Source organism: Aquabacterium sp., assembly GCF_014378415.1.
GTDB lineage: Bacteria > Pseudomonadota > Gammaproteobacteria > Burkholderiales > Burkholderiaceae_C > Aquabacterium.
Map to the genome: position 1 here is coordinate 1 of NZ_JACMNS010000159.1, position 13,607 is coordinate 13,607.

11 protein-coding genes are annotated in these 13,607 nt (G+C 62.0%); 4 read left to right on the top strand and 7 right to left on the bottom strand.

Translation table 11 applies throughout. The annotated features are described in order from the left end of the window. A partial coding sequence (locus tag H7225_RS18345) for a hypothetical protein (protein ID WP_366481574.1) occupies window positions 1-98 on the bottom strand: 98 nt, incomplete at its 3' end. Window positions 99-183: 85 nt separating this feature from the next. Next, window positions 184-798 carry a methyltransferase domain-containing protein gene (locus tag H7225_RS14315; protein WP_290662962.1) on the bottom strand — a complete coding sequence of 205 codons (615 nt, stop codon included), beginning with the start codon at window positions 796-798 and terminating at the stop codon, window positions 184-186. A 177-nt stretch (window positions 799-975) separates the two neighbouring features. On the opposite strand from H7225_RS14315, the gene H7225_RS14320 reads away from it, so the two are divergent. Then, complete coding sequence (locus H7225_RS14320) at window positions 976-1,293, top strand: DUF2322 family protein (RefSeq protein WP_290662964.1); 318 nt, start codon at window positions 976-978, stop codon at window positions 1,291-1,293. 15 nt (window positions 1,294-1,308) lie between these two features. Here the strand turns inward: H7225_RS14320 and purL are convergent, their stop codons facing one another. Next, window positions 1,309-5,325, bottom strand: coding sequence for a phosphoribosylformylglycinamidine synthase (gene purL, locus H7225_RS14325; protein WP_290662980.1), 4,017 nt, complete (start codon window positions 5,323-5,325; stop codon window positions 1,309-1,311). Window positions 5,326-5,489: 164 nt separating this feature from the next. On the opposite strand from purL, the gene map reads away from it, so the two are divergent. Next, window positions 5,490-6,299: a type I methionyl aminopeptidase gene (gene map / locus H7225_RS14330; protein WP_290662966.1), complete on the top strand. Its 810-nt coding sequence runs from the start codon at window positions 5,490-5,492 to the stop codon at window positions 6,297-6,299. A 15-nt stretch (window positions 6,300-6,314) separates the two neighbouring features. Continuing rightward, the gene (locus H7225_RS14335) at window positions 6,315-8,915 is read left to right on the top strand and encodes a [protein-PII] uridylyltransferase (RefSeq protein WP_290662968.1); all 2,601 of its coding nucleotides are present in this window, start codon (window positions 6,315-6,317) and stop codon (window positions 8,913-8,915) included. 10 nt (window positions 8,916-8,925) lie between these two features. Here H7225_RS14335 and H7225_RS14340 read toward each other — a convergent pair whose 3' ends face one another. After that, the gene (locus H7225_RS14340; RefSeq protein WP_290662970.1) at window positions 8,926-9,129 is read right to left on the bottom strand and encodes a DUF465 domain-containing protein; all 204 of its coding nucleotides are present in this window, start codon (window positions 9,127-9,129) and stop codon (window positions 8,926-8,928) included. A gap of 99 nt (window positions 9,130-9,228) precedes the next feature. On the opposite strand from H7225_RS14340, the gene H7225_RS14345 reads away from it, so the two are divergent. Next, window positions 9,229-9,996, top strand: a complete 768-nt coding sequence (locus tag H7225_RS14345) for a protein phosphatase 2C domain-containing protein (protein ID WP_290662972.1) — start codon at window positions 9,229-9,231, stop codon at window positions 9,994-9,996. A gap of 2 nt (window positions 9,997-9,998) precedes the next feature. On the opposite strand, the gene zapE is transcribed toward H7225_RS14345, so the two are convergent. The 3 genes from zapE to odhB all read right to left on the bottom strand — a co-directional run. Continuing rightward, complete coding sequence (gene zapE / locus H7225_RS14350) at window positions 9,999-11,117, bottom strand: cell division protein ZapE (protein WP_290662974.1); 1,119 nt, start codon at window positions 11,115-11,117, stop codon at window positions 9,999-10,001. Window positions 11,118-11,175: 58 nt separating this feature from the next. Next, on the bottom strand, window positions 11,176-12,603 hold the full coding sequence (gene lpdA / locus H7225_RS14355) for a dihydrolipoyl dehydrogenase (RefSeq protein ID WP_290662976.1): 1,428 nt from the start codon (window positions 12,601-12,603) through the stop codon (window positions 11,176-11,178). A gap of 77 nt (window positions 12,604-12,680) precedes the next feature. Next, window positions 12,681-13,607 (bottom strand): 2-oxoglutarate dehydrogenase complex dihydrolipoyllysine-residue succinyltransferase (gene odhB, locus H7225_RS14360; protein WP_290662978.1); only part of this gene is annotated, 927 nt, incomplete at its 5' end.

Consider the following 13,607-nt stretch of genomic DNA (forward strand, 5'->3'; position numbering starts at 1 on the left):
GCGGCCAAAGATGCGGCTGAGATGCCCTTGCCAAGCGAGGACACCACACCGCCCGTGACGAAGACGAACTTGGTCATTGCGCTGTAGCGTTGGCTCATTACGCCAAACGCTGCGGTGGTAAAACGGCATTATAGGCGCTTGAGAGAGGCGTCCTCCGCGCTCATTGTTGAACGCCGATCAAACTCAGCGCTTACGCCCCTCCACCACCACGGCGTGCTCGGTCCGGCTCTCAAACTCGATCGACCGGATGTCGGGGATCTCACTGTCAAATGCGCCTTTGCTGGAAGCAACGAAGCCCATTTCACCCAGTATTTCAAGGAGTCTGGGGGTGTCGTACATGCATTTGTGCGGAAACTGAATGAAAGGGGCCAGCCGCTTTTTAAGGGGGCTGGAACCCACGCCGAAAAGAACGCCCAGTTCCTCAAGCACGTTGTCCGCTTTGGTGTGGCCTTGGATGTATTCATCCACGACGTGTTTCAGGTCAGGCACGATAACGCGGATGATTCCATCTCGATGGAGCACGCGCTGACATTCGCTCAGGAAGTGGCGACCTTCCTCTCGAGACAAATGCTCCAGGGTGTGCGACGTGTAGACCGCTTCAACACTGGAGTCCGCCCATGGGAAGGGCTTGGTCAGGTCATGCAGGAAGATCTTGTCGTTCCATTGCATGTCAAACAAGCCCAATGGCTTGTTGATTAAACGAAAAAGGGGGTTCTTCGCAAAGCGAGCACCCAATGCATAGTCAACGTTGACCCACCCCTCTGGCACTTGAGACCCGCAGCCCAGATTCAATTTCATAACAGCACACCTTTGATTTTCAGCTCCAGCGCCTGGCTTGTATTGAGCGCAAAGTTTAACCGCCCGAAATGATCTGATTTGGGAGGTGATAGCCCTCGCTTCTGCTGAAACCATCGATATGGTTTTTTGCAAGAGAATGCGCCCGGCCCTTCAATAAACCAGCACAACCTGAGCAACATGGCATTCAGCGACAACCTCAAGCAACTCCCCCCCGTGCCTCACCTGGCAGGCCTGCAACTGATCGACGCGGCAGGTACCGTTGTCTCCACCATCGAGAACCAACCCGGCCAGGCCGGATCGCTGGCCGTCTACGCGGCCTTGGCCGATCAGTTCGGCAGCATCAACGCCGAAGCGGCCACCAAGGGCCTCGATATCTACGCCGAACACACTGTGGACGCCAAAGCCAACCCCGGCAAGCATCCCAACATCGATCGCCTGGTCACCCTGATCGAACAAGGCACCTCGCTGACGATCAGGCTGCTGCCCAGGGCCTGACCTGATCGGGGCGCCTCAGCCCACCCAGCGGCGGGCGTTCTGGAACAGCCGCAGCCAAGGACTGTGCTCGGCCTTGTCGCCGCTGGTCCAGCTCATCTGCGCATTTCGGAACACGCGCTCGGGGTGCGGCATCATGGCCGTGAAGCGCCCGTCGGCCGTGGTCACCGCAGTCAAACCACCGGGGCTGCCGTTCGGGTTGAAGGGGTAGGCCTCGGTGGCCACACCAGTGTTGTCCACGAAGCGCATGGCTTGCTTGACTTGCTGCGCGTTGCCCCGCTGAGAAAAGTCGGCAAAGCCTTCACCGTGTGCCACAGCGATCGGCAGGCGGCTGCCAGCCATACCTGTGAAGAACAACGATGGGCTGTCCAATACCTCGACCATGCTCAGGCGCGCTTCGAAACGCGTGCTCTGGTTGTGCGTGAACTTGGGCCAGTTTTGCGCGCCGGGGATGATGGGACTCAATGCCGCCAGCATCTGGCAACCATTGCAGATGCCCAGGGCGAAGGTATCGGTGCGGCCAAAGAAGGCGGCAAATTGGTTGGCCAACAGGGCGTTGAACATGATCGAGCGGGCCCAGCCTTCGCCAGCGCCCAGGGTGTCGCCGTAGCTGAAACCACCGCAAGCCACGAAGCCTTGGAACTGGTCCAGGCGGGCGCGGCCGGCTTGCAGATCGCTCATGTGCACGTCGAAGGTGTCGAAGCCGCCCAGGTGCATGGCGTAGGCCATTTCCAGGTGGCTGTTGACGCCCTGCTCACGCAGAATCGCCACCTTGGGGCGCGCCATGTTGATGAAGGGCGCCGCCACATTTTCTGAAGGGTCGAAGCTGAGCTTGACGTGCAGGCCAGGGTCACTGGCCAAGCCCACTGAAGCGTGTTCGCTGTCGGCGCAAACCGGGTTATCGCGCAGTTGCGCAATGCGCCAGCTGACGTCGTCCCAGGTCTTGTGCAGTAGCGCCAACGGCGCACTGAACACGGTCTTGGCATCACGCCAAACCTCGACCACGCCCTTGGTGTTGAGCTTGCCAATGACGTGGCTGTGCTTGGACAGGCCATGCTCACGCAGGGTCTGCAGCACGGCGTTGCGCTCGGCGGTGCGCACTTGCAGCACCACGCCCAACTCTTCGTTGAACAAGGCCTTGAGGGTCAACTCGTTGCGGCGCTCGCCCACTTGGCCGGCCCAGTTCTTGGAGTCGCCCACGTCGGCGCGGCTGTCGCTGATACCGTCGCCCTCAAGGACCAGCATGTCCACGTTCAGGCTGACGCCGGTGTGGCCAGCGAAGGCCATTTCGCAAGCCGTGGCCCACAGGCCGCCGTCGGCACGGTCGTGGTAGGCCAGCAGCTTGCCTTGAGCACGCAGTGCATTGACGGCACTCACCAATTGTTTGAGCAATTCGGGATCATCAAGATCGGGCACGGCGTTGCCAAACTGGTTCAGCACCTGCGACAGGATCGAGCCGCCCATGCGGCTTTGGCCTTGACCCAGATCAACCAGGATCAGGCTCGTGTCCAGCGCCTGGCCAGACTCTTGCGTGATCAGTTGCGGCGTGAGCGTGGGGCGCACATCGGCGATGGACGCGAAGGCGGTCACGATCAGCGAGACTGGCGCGGTGACCTGCTTGGTCTCACCTTGATCGGACCAGCGCGTGCGCATCGACAGGGAGTCCTTGCCCACAGGGATGGACACGCCCAAAGCAGGACACAGATCCATGCCCACGGCGCGCACGGTTTCGTACAAAGCAGCATCCTCACCGGCTTCGCCGCAGGCGGCCATCCAGTTGGCGGACAGCTTGACACGGCTCAGTTCGATGGGCGCGGACAGCAGGTTGGTGATGGCTTCAGCCACGGCCATGCGTCCCGAGGCGGGCGCGTTGACAGCGGCTAACGGCGTGCGCTCGCCCAGGCTCATGGCTTCGCCGGCAAAGCCCTTGAAGTCGGCCAGGGTCACGGCGCAATCGGCCACGGGCACTTGCCAGGGGCCGATCATCTGGTCGCGGTGGTTCAGGCCGCCAACGGTGCGGTCACCGATGGTGATCAAAAAGCGCTTGCTGGCCACGGTGGGGTGGCGCAACACGTCCAGCGCGACCTGGCTCAAGGCCACGCCGGTGAGGCTGACTTCGCCCGCGTCGCGCACCACGCTCTTGACGTCGCGGTGCATCTTGGGCGGCTTGCCCAGGAGCACGTCCATGGGCATGTCGATGGGACGGTCTGCGCCGGGGTTGGCTGCGCTCGTATCTTCGAGCACAAGCTGGCAATCATCGGTGGTCACGCCGACCACACCGAAGGGACAGCGCTCGCGCTCGCACATGGCGGTGAAGATGGGCAGGCTTTCGGGCGCGATGGCCAGAACATAACGCTCCTGGCTTTCGTTGCACCAGATCTCTTTGGGGGCCAGGCCCGACTCTTCAAGCGGCACCTTGCTCAGGTCAAAGCGTGCGCCCTTGCCCGCGCCGTCCACCAACTCGGGAAAGGCGTTGGAGATGCCGCCCGCGCCCACATCATGGATGGCCAATATGGGATTGTTGACGCCTAGGTGCCAGCAATGGTTGATGACCTCTTGCGCACGGCGCTGGATTTCGGGGTTGCCGCGCTGCACGGAGTCGAAATCCAAATCGGCTGCGTTGGTGCCCGCCGCCATGGAGCTGGCCGCGCTGCCACCCATGCCGATGCGCATGCCTGGGCCGCTCAACTGAATCAGCAGGGTGCCCGCCGGAAACTGAATCTTGTGCGTCTGCGTGGACGCGATGGTGCCCAGGCCGCCCGCGATCATGATGGGCTTGTGGTAACCACGGCGGATGGCATCCGCGCCCTCTCCCACGGTCTGCTCGTAGACGCGGAAATAGCCCGCCAGATTGGGCCGGCCGAACTCATTGTTGAAGGCGGCACCACCCAGGGGGCCATCGATCATGATCTGCAAGGGACTGGCAATGTGCTCGGGCTTGCCAACGGGGTTTTGCTCCCAGGGCTCGTTGGTGCCGGGCAGGTGCAGGTTGGACACCGAGAACCCGGTCAGGCCAGCCTTGGGCCTGGATCCACGGCCCGTGGCGCCTTCGTCACGGATCTCACCACCGGCACCTGTCGAAGCGCCGGGATAGGGCGAAATCGCCGTGGGGTGGTTGTGCGTCTCGACCTTCATCAGCACGTGGGCCAACTCGGACGTGGCCTGGTACTGGGGCGCATTGGTGTAGCCGGCCGGCATCCAGCGCTCGATCTGGTGGCCCTCCATCACAGATGCATTGTCGGAGTACGCCACCACCGTATGCTGCGGATTGAGCTTTTCGGTGTTGCGGATCATGCCGAACATCGACAGATCTTGGACCTGCCCGTCGATGGTGAACTGGGCATTGAAGATCTTGTGGCGGCAGTGCTCGCTGTTGGCCTGCGCGAACATCATCAACTCGACGTCGGTCGGGTTGCGCTTCAGGCCAGTGAAGGCATTGACCAGGTAATCAATTTCATCATCCGACAAAGCCAGACCGAAGGTCTTGTTGGCCGACTCCAAAGCGCCGCGCCCCTGGCCCAGCACGTCCACGTGCTCCATCGGCTGACCGGGCTTTTCGTCGAACAAATGGCGGGCTTCATCGCGGGCCAAGGCCACGCTTTCGGTCATGCGGTCGTGCAACAGCGTTGCCGCCGCGCTCAATTCCGCTGGCGTCAAAGGCTTGTTGCCGCCCGTGATGGAACCCAGAAGGCCCGTTTTAAGCGTCAGTCGGAATTCGGTGACCCGCTCGATCCGGCGAATGCCCAAACCACAGTTGTGCGCGATGTCCGTGGCCTTGGACGCCCAAGGCGACACGGTGCCCAAGCGCGGCATCACCACAATCAGATCGCCGTCAGCGGGCCCCTGGTAAGGGTCCCCATAGGTCAGCAGGCCCGAGAGCGTGTCCGACTCGTTCGAAGACAAGCCGTGGTCGGCCGCCACCCAGTGCACATGACGGGCATGCACGCCGATGATCTTGGGGTTGATGGCCTGCAGTTTGGGCAGCAAAGCCTGAACTTGGTGAGGGGCCAGGGCGTTGCCGCCCTCGAAGTGCATCAGGTAGTGGGTGCGATCGGTCACGGCGTGGGGCCCCTTTCAGGGCTTTCGTTGGGCAGGCGTGCGAGGAAACCCGGCAGTTTAAGCGGCTATGAGCACGCACAACGGCTTTCTCATGTCCTTCTCGTTTCTAGCGAGGTCTGAAATCGGGATAATCCTGTCCCATGAGCATCACCATCAAAACAGGCGCCGAGATCGACGCCATGCGCCTAGCTGGTCGCCTCGCCTCCGAGGTGCTGGACTACATCACCCCCTTCGTCAAGCCGGGCGTGACCACGGAACAGTTGGACAAACTGGCCCACGACTACATGGTCGAGGTGCAAGGCACCATCCCAGCGCCCCTGAATTACGCGCCGGGTGGGCACGCACCCTATCCCAAGTCCATCTGCACCTCGGTCAACCACACCATCTGCCACGGCATCCCCAACGATCGCGCGCTCAAGCAGGGCGACATCGTCAACCTGGACATCACCGTCATCAAGGATGGCTGGCACGGCGACACCAGCCGCATGTTCGTGGTCGGCGAAGGATCCATCGCGGCCAAACGCCTGTGCAACCTCACCTACGAAGCCATGTGGCGTGGCATTGCCAAGGTCAAACCGGGCATCCGCCTGGGCGACATCGGCAACGCCATCCAGATTTTTGTCGAAAACCAGGGCTTCTCGGTGGTTCGCGAATACTGCGGACACGGCATCGGCCAGCGCTTTCACGAAGAACCACAAGTGCTGCACTACGGCCGCGCGGGCACGCTCGAAGAACTCAAACCCGGCATGACTTTCACCATCGAACCAATGGTGAATGCCGGTAAGCGCGACATCAAGGCCCTGCCCGACGGCTGGACTATCGTCACCAAGGACCACTCCTTGTCCGCCCAATGGGAACACACCGTGCTGGTCACTGAAACCGGCTACGAAGTGCTGACCCTGTCCGCCGGTAGCCCGCCTCCCCCAGCATTCATCACGGCCCAGGCCTGACGCGGCTTCACCCCCATGCCCCTGGACATCCCGGCGTTACGCACGCAACTTCGCACCGCCAAAACCGACTTGCTGGCCCAGTTCGCCGAAGCCCGCCCGATCGCGGCCTCGGCCACGCGGCTGCTGTACAACACGGCCAAGGCCGTCGACCGCAGCCTGGTGCTGCTCTGGGATGCCCATTGCATGCCCAAGGGCGCCACCCTGGTGGCCGTGGGTGGCTATGGCCGTGGTGAGCTGTTCCCACACTCCGACATCGATGTGCTGGTGCTGTTGCCCGTGTCCCCATCGGTCGCCGGCGACGAAGGCCTGACTCAAACTGTTGAAAGCTTCATCAGTGCTTGCTGGGACATCGGCCTGGAAATCGGCTCCAGCGTGCGCAGCGTTGAAGAGTGCAGCGAGGAAGCCAAACGAGACGTCACCGTCCAGACCGCCTTGTTGGAAGCGCGCTTCCTTTGTGGGTCCAAAGCCCGCTTCGAAGAACTGAAGGAAACCACGCTCCAGCACATGGATGCGCCTGCTTTCATGCGCGCCAAGATCCTGGAGCTGCGCCAGCGCCATCACAAGTACGAAGACACGCCCTACGCCCTGGAGCCCAATTGCAAGGAAAGCCCCGGCGGCCTTCGAGACTTGCAGGTGGTGTTGTGGGTGGCCCGCGCCGCCGGCTTTGGTAAAAACTGGAACGAGTTGGCGGTCAAAGGGCTCTTGACCGCTTTTGAGGCCCGCCAACTGCAACGCAATGAAGGCCTGCTCAAGCTGATCCGCGCCCGCCTTCACCAGGTGGCCGGACGGCGCGAAGACCGCCTGGTGTTCGACCTGCAAGCCGGCGTGGCCGAGACCTTTGGCTACGTCAACACGCCCGCCTTGCGCGCCAGCGAAGCCCTGATGCGCCGCTACTACTGGGCCGCCAAAGCCGTCACGCAGCTCAACCAGATCCTGATGCTGAACATTGAAGAGCGCATCCTGGGTTCGCAAGACGCGCCCATGCGCCCGATCAATGACAAGTTCCTGGACCGGGGTGGTTTTCTGGAAGTGGTCAGCGATGACCTGTACCAACGCGACCGCCATGCCATCCTGGAAACCTTCCTGGTGCTGCAACACGACAACACCCTGAAGGGCTTGTCTGCCCGCACCCTGCGCGCCCTGTACAACGGCCGCGACCTGATGGACGCCGAGTTCCGCCGCGACCCGGTCAACCGGCAAACCTTCATGGCGATCCTGAAGGCGCCGCAAGGCCTGACGCGCGCAATGCGACTGCTGAACCAGACCTCGGTGCTGGGCCGCTACCTCTGGGTGTTCCGCCGAATCGTCGGCCAGATGCAGCACGATCTTTTCCACGTTTACACCGTGGACCAGCACATCCTGATGGTGGTGCGCAATGTGCGGCGCTTCTTCATACCTGAGCACGCGCACGAATACCCGTTCTGCACCCAGTTGGCCGCCGAATGGGACAAGCCCTGGGTTCTCTACATCGCCGCGCTGTTCCACGACGTGGCCAAGGGGCGCGGTGGCGACCACTCCGAACTGGGCGTCAAGGAAGTGCACCGCTTCTGCAAAGCCCAGGGCATCAGTCTTGAGGACACCAAGCTGATCCAGTTCCTGGTAGGCGAACACCTGACCCTGTCCCGCGTGGCGCAAAAAGAAGACCTCAGTGACCCGGATGTCATCCAGGCTTTTGCCAAGCGCATGGGCAGCGAACGCGCGCTCACCGCCCTGTACCTGTTGACCGTGGCCGACATCCGGGGCACCAGCCCCAAAGTTTGGAATGCCTGGAAAGGCAAGCTGCTGGAAGACCTGTACAAGCTGGCCCTGCGCGCCCTGGGTGGCGCCCGGCCGCACATGGACGCCGAGATTGAAGGCCGCAAGCAGCAAGCCAGGCACTCGCTTGCCCTGTACTACCTGCCCCAAGGCATCGAATTGTCCTTGTGGAAGACACTGGACATGAGCTACTTCGCGCGCCACGACGCCCCGGACATCGCCTGGCACACGCGCTGCCTTTGGCAACTGGTGGACACCCCCATTCCCATTGTTCGGGCACGCCTGTCGCCGGCTGGCGAAGGCTTGCAAGTGCTGGTGTTCGCCCCCGACCGGGCTGACCTGTTCGCCCGCATCTGCGGCTACTTTGACCGGGCTGGCTTCACCATTCAAGATGCCCGCATCCACACCACCAACAGTGGCTATGCGCTGGACACCTTCCAGATCATGTCCGCCCCCAACTCCGGCCAGGAAGGCGTTCACTACCGCGACCTGATTGCCCTGGTTGAGAACCAGTTGGCCGAAGCCTGCGCGTCCGATCTGCCCTTGCACGAACCCAGCAAAGGCCGACTGTCACGGCGAGTCAAATCATTCCCTGTCCCGCCCCGCGTGAGCCTGCGGCCTGACGAGCGCGCCCAGCGCTGGCTGCTCAGCGTGTCCGCCAGCGACCGCTCAGGACTGCTTTATGTGATCGCCCGCGTGCTGGCGCGCAACCAGGTCAACGTTCAACTGGCCAAAGTCAGCACGCTGGGTGAGCGCGTGGAAGACACCTTCCTGGTCACCGGCCCCGGCTTGCGTCAGGATCGATCGCAATTGAGGCTGGAAACCGAACTGCTGGAAGCCATCGCGCCATCCAACACCTGATCGAGGCGCCTCAGGCAGGCTCCTTCGGCTCTAGATCGCGCTCAAGGCGCGCTATGCGGTCCCGCAGCAACAGCCGGCGTTTCTTGAGCCGACGCAAAGTCAGCTCGTCCACGGGGGCCTGTTCGGCCGCCAGATCGATCAAGTTGTCGAGATCGGCATGTTCCATGCGTAACTCGATCAACTGGCGATGAGGGAAATGCAGGTTTTCTTGCATCTGGTACGCAACGGTACTCGCTGACAGGCGCCTGAACAAGGGATGACCCGAAGGCTCGCCGCCCCTCGGACCCCATCATTTAGGGATTATAGTTTTCTAATGACTCCGACACCGACCAGTTATCGCCTTGTGGCCGCCACCGGCATCCACAAAGGCGACAGGCCCTATCAGCAAGACCAGGTCGAAATCTTGCCTCACCCCCGGGCTTCTGGCTGTTTGCTGGCGGTCGTGGCCGATGGCATGGGCGGCAAAAGCGGTGGCCGCAAAGCCGCCGATCAGGTGATCATGACCTCGCGCCAAGTGTTTGACCGCTACGTTCCCTCCAAGGACGAGGCTGGCCAAAACCTGCAGCAATTGGTCGAGGAATCCCACCTCATGATCAAACTCACGGCCATCGCGTTCGAAGAAGAGCCCCACAGCACGGTGGCGGCCTTCATCGTCAACCCCGATTTGTCGGCAGTGATGGTGCACGCGGGTGATTCCCGCGTTTATCACTTTCGCGGGCCGGAAATGGTGCACCGGACCATAGACCATTCTTTCGTTCAACGCTTGGTCAACGAAGGCCAGATCAGCGAAGAAGAAGCCAATGTGCACCCTCAGTCCAACCTGCTGACAGGGTGCCTGGGCACCCAGCAAGATCCACCAACCACCATCCACCACATCCATCAACTGAAAGTGGGCGACTCGCTGCTAGCCTGCAGCGATGGTCTTTGGCACTACTTCACACCCAAAGAACTGGGCGCCATCGTGCACACATTGCCGCCCCGCGAGGCAGCAGAGATGCTGGTGGGCAAGGCACGACACCGCGCACGGGCGGGTGGCGATAACTTGTCGCTGGCGCTGGTGCGGGTCGAATCCTCGAACTGACTTCAGGTCAGTGAAGTATCAACATTGCGTTTTTCTTCGCTCAAGTATTCCTTGGACTGCATCTCGTTCAGGCGGGATACCGTGCGCGGAAACTCGTGCGCCAAAGGCCCCTCGGCGTAAAGCTGCTCAGGCGGCACCGCAGCCGAGACCACCAGCTTGACTCGCCGGTCGTAGAGCACATCGACCAACCACGTGAAGCGCCGGGCTTCGGCGGCCAGGCGCACCGGCATGTGCGGCACATCGCTGAGCACAATGGTGTGAAAGCGCGTGGCCAGCTCCAGGTAATCGTTTTGTGAGCGAGGCCCCCCGCACAAGGTCTGGAAATCAAACCACACCACGCCGCCGGCACGCCGCCGGGCCTTCAGCACGCGGTGCTCGATGTTCAAACTTGGATCTTCATCAGCAGACTCGGCCAGCTGATTGAAGATCTCCGTCAGCTGACGATCCAAATCTGGGCCCAACGGGGTCAGGTAGAGCTTGGCCAATTCCAACGTGCGCTGGCGGTAGTCGGTGCCGTTGTCCACATTGACCACCTCCAGCTGGCTTTTCAAAAGCTCAATGGCAGGCTGGATGCGGTCGCGGTGCAGACCATTGGGATACAGCTTGTCGGGGTGGAAGTTGGACGTGATGATGATGCTCATCCGGTTGCGGAACATCGCGTCCAGCAGGCGGTACAGGATCATCGCGTCGGTCACATCGGACACATGGAACTCGTCGAAGCAAATGATGCGGTGGCGGCGCCCCATGCGTTTGGCCAGGATCTCCAGCGGGTCGGCCTGGCCTTTCAGCTCATGCAGCTGCCGGTGCACCTCGCGCATGAACTCGTGAAAATGCAGACGCGTCTTGCGCTCCAGCGGCACGGCCTGGAAGAAGCAATCCATGATGAAGCTCTTGCCGCGCCCCACCCCGCCTTGAAGGTACACCCCCTTGGGCAGATTGGGGTAGCGCAGCATCTTGGTCAGGGCGTTGGACCGCTGCGATTTGTAGACCGCCCATTCATCCTGGCAACGCTGCAAAGCGGCGATGCCCTTGAGTTGGGCCGCGTCGGCCTCGTATCCCCGCTCCTTCAAGCTCTGGTGATACAGGTCGGTGACGATGATGTTGGAGTGCTGTGATGCCATGAAAAAATCGGGGCGACCTTGGCGGCCGCCCCTTTGTTTTGACCGATGATGCCAGAAATCAGAAATTCAAGGTTCGCTTATCCACGGCCAGGGCGGCTTCCTTGGTGGCCTCGCTCAGCGACGGGTGAGCGTGGCAGATGCGAGCGATGTCCTCGGCGCTGGCCTTGAACTCCATGGCCACCACGGCCTCGGAGATCAGTTCACTGGCCTGCGGGCCAATGATGTGAACGCCCAGGATTTCATCCGTCTTCTCGTCGGCCAGGAACTTCACGAAACCGGTGGTGTCGCCCAGCGCGCGTGCGCGACCATTGGCGGCAAAGGGGAAGGAACCGGCCTTGTAGGGCCGCCCCTCCGCTTTCAACGCCTGTTCGGTTTTGCCGACCCAGGCGATCTCCGGGCTGGTGTAGATCACCCAGGGAATCGTGTTGAAGTTGACGTGGCCATGCTGGCCTGCGATGCGCTCGGCCACCGCCACGCCCTCTTCTTCTGCCTTGTGCGCCAGCATGGGACCACGCACCACATCGCCCACCGCCCACACATTGGGCAGGTTGGTCTTGCAGTCGTCGTCCACCAAGATGGCACCGCGTTCATCCAGCTTCAGGCCCACGGCCTCGGCATTCAGACCGATGGTGTTGGGCACCCGGCCAATCGAGACAATGAGCTTGTCCACGTCCAGCTTTTGCTCGGCACCAGCAGCGTCCGTGTAAGCCACGGACACGCCCTTCTTGCCCGCCTTGACCTCGCTGATCTTGACGCTGAACTGGAACTTCAAGCCTTGCTTGGTGAAGATCTTTTGGGCCTCTTTGGCCACCTGCTCATCAACCGCGCCCAGGAAACCTGGCAGCGCCTCCAGGATGGTGACTTCAGCGCCCAAGCGGCGCCACACCGAACCCATCTCCAGGCCGATCACGCCAGAGCCGACCACGCCCAATTTCTTGGGCACATCGGCAATGCTCAAGGCACCGTCGTTCGAAAGGATCTGCTGTTCGTCAAACGCTGCGCCTGGCAACTGGCGAGCGTTAGAGCCCGTGGCGATGACGATGTGCTTGCCCTTGAGGGTGTCGGGCTTGTCGCCGGCCACGGCGATTTCGTAGCCGCCATCAGCCGCCTTGGCGAACGAGCCACGGCCATGGAAAAAGGTGATCTTGTTCTTCTTGAACAAATAGAGTATGCCGTCGTTGTTCTGCTTGACGACGGTGTCCTTGCGCGACAGCATCTTGGCCAGGTCCAGGCTCAGGCCTTCGACCTTGATGCCATGGTCGGCGAAGTGGTGCGAGGCGTGGTCAAAGTGCTCGGACGACTGCAGCAAGGCCTTGGACGGGATGCAACCCACGTTCGTGCAGGTGCCACCCGGTGCGGGGCCGCCCTTGGCATTCTTCCACTCGTCAAGGCAAGCGACTTTGAAGCCCAGTTGGGCAGCTCGGATCGCGGCAATGTAGCCACCAGGGCCACCGCCGATGACGATGACGTCGAATTCTTGGGACATGGGGAAATCTCCTGGGTTTGCAAGTCCGGAGCGCGCCCTTGTGAGGCGCGCCCGGCCGCAAAAAACAAGTTATGGGGTCAGATGTCGAACAGCAGGCGGGCCGGGTCTTCCAGCGCTTCCTTCATGGCGACCAGGCCCAGCACGGCTTCGCGGCCGTCAATGATGCGGTGGTCGTACGACATGGCCAGGTAATTGATCGGGCGGATCACGATCTGACCGTTCTCGACCACGGCGCGATCCTTCGTGGCATGCACGCCCAGGATGGCCGACTGAGGCGGGTTGATGATCGGGGTGGACAGCATCGAGCCGAACACACCGCCATTCGAGATGGAGAAGGTGCCGCCGGTCAGATCTTCCAGGCTCAACTTGCCATCACGCGCCTTGACGCCAAATTCGGCGATCTTCTTTTCGATCTCTGCGAAGGTCATCTGATCGACGTTGCGCAACACCGGCACCACCAGGCCACCGGGCGACGACACCGCGATGCCGAGGTCGGCATAGTCGTGATAGACGATCTCCTCGCCATCGATGCGAGCGTTGACGGCCGGCACATCGCGCAGCGCCATGACGACAGCATGGGCAAAAAAGCTCATGAAACCAAGGCGGACGCCGTGCTTCTTCTCGAACAGGTCCTTGTAGCGGGCGCGCGCCGCCATCACCGCGGTCATGTCGACGTCGTTGAAGGTCGTCAGCATCGCAGCGCTGTTCTGGGCTTCCTTGAGGCGCCGCGCGATGGTTTGGCGCAGGCGCGTCATGCGGACGCGCTCCTCCCGGCGCGCCGGCGCCGCGAGGAGCGCAGCAGTACGGGCCGCGGCAACGGCGCCCGATGGCGCCGCCGCCACGGCACCGCGCACCCTGGCGGTTCCGGCCTCGATCGCCGCCAGCACGTCGCCCTTGGTCAACCGGCCGTCGCGGCCGCTGGCGGCAATGCTGGCGATATCGAGGTTGTAGCTGTCAACAAGGGTCCGCACGGCCGGGCCCATCGCATCGAGCGGCTGGGCAGC

Excerpts from the sequence above, each read along its gene's own strand:
- H7225_RS14340 (WP_290662970.1), bottom strand. The coding sequence starts at position 9,129 with ATGCAAGAAAACCTGCATTTCCCTCATCGCCAGTTGATCGAGTTACGC.
- H7225_RS14315 (WP_290662962.1), bottom strand. The coding sequence starts at position 798 with ATGAAATTGAATCTGGGCTGCGGGTCTCAAGTGCCAGAGGGGTGGGTC.
- H7225_RS14320 (WP_290662964.1), top strand. The coding sequence starts at position 976 with ATGGCATTCAGCGACAACCTCAAGCAACTCCCCCCCGTGCCTCACCTG.
- H7225_RS14335 (WP_290662968.1), top strand. The coding sequence starts at position 6,315 with ATGCCCCTGGACATCCCGGCGTTACGCACGCAACTTCGCACCGCCAAA.
- purL (WP_290662980.1), bottom strand. The coding sequence starts at position 5,325 with ATGCACTTCGAGGGCGGCAACGCCCTGGCCCCTCACCAAGTTCAGGCT.
- lpdA (WP_290662976.1), bottom strand. The coding sequence starts at position 12,603 with ATGTCCCAAGAATTCGACGTCATCGTCATCGGCGGTGGCCCTGGTGGC.
- H7225_RS14345 (WP_290662972.1), top strand. The coding sequence starts at position 9,229 with ATGACTCCGACACCGACCAGTTATCGCCTTGTGGCCGCCACCGGCATC.
- map (WP_290662966.1), top strand. The coding sequence starts at position 5,490 with ATGAGCATCACCATCAAAACAGGCGCCGAGATCGACGCCATGCGCCTA.
- zapE (WP_290662974.1), bottom strand. The coding sequence starts at position 11,117 with ATGGCATCACAGCACTCCAACATCATCGTCACCGACCTGTATCACCAG.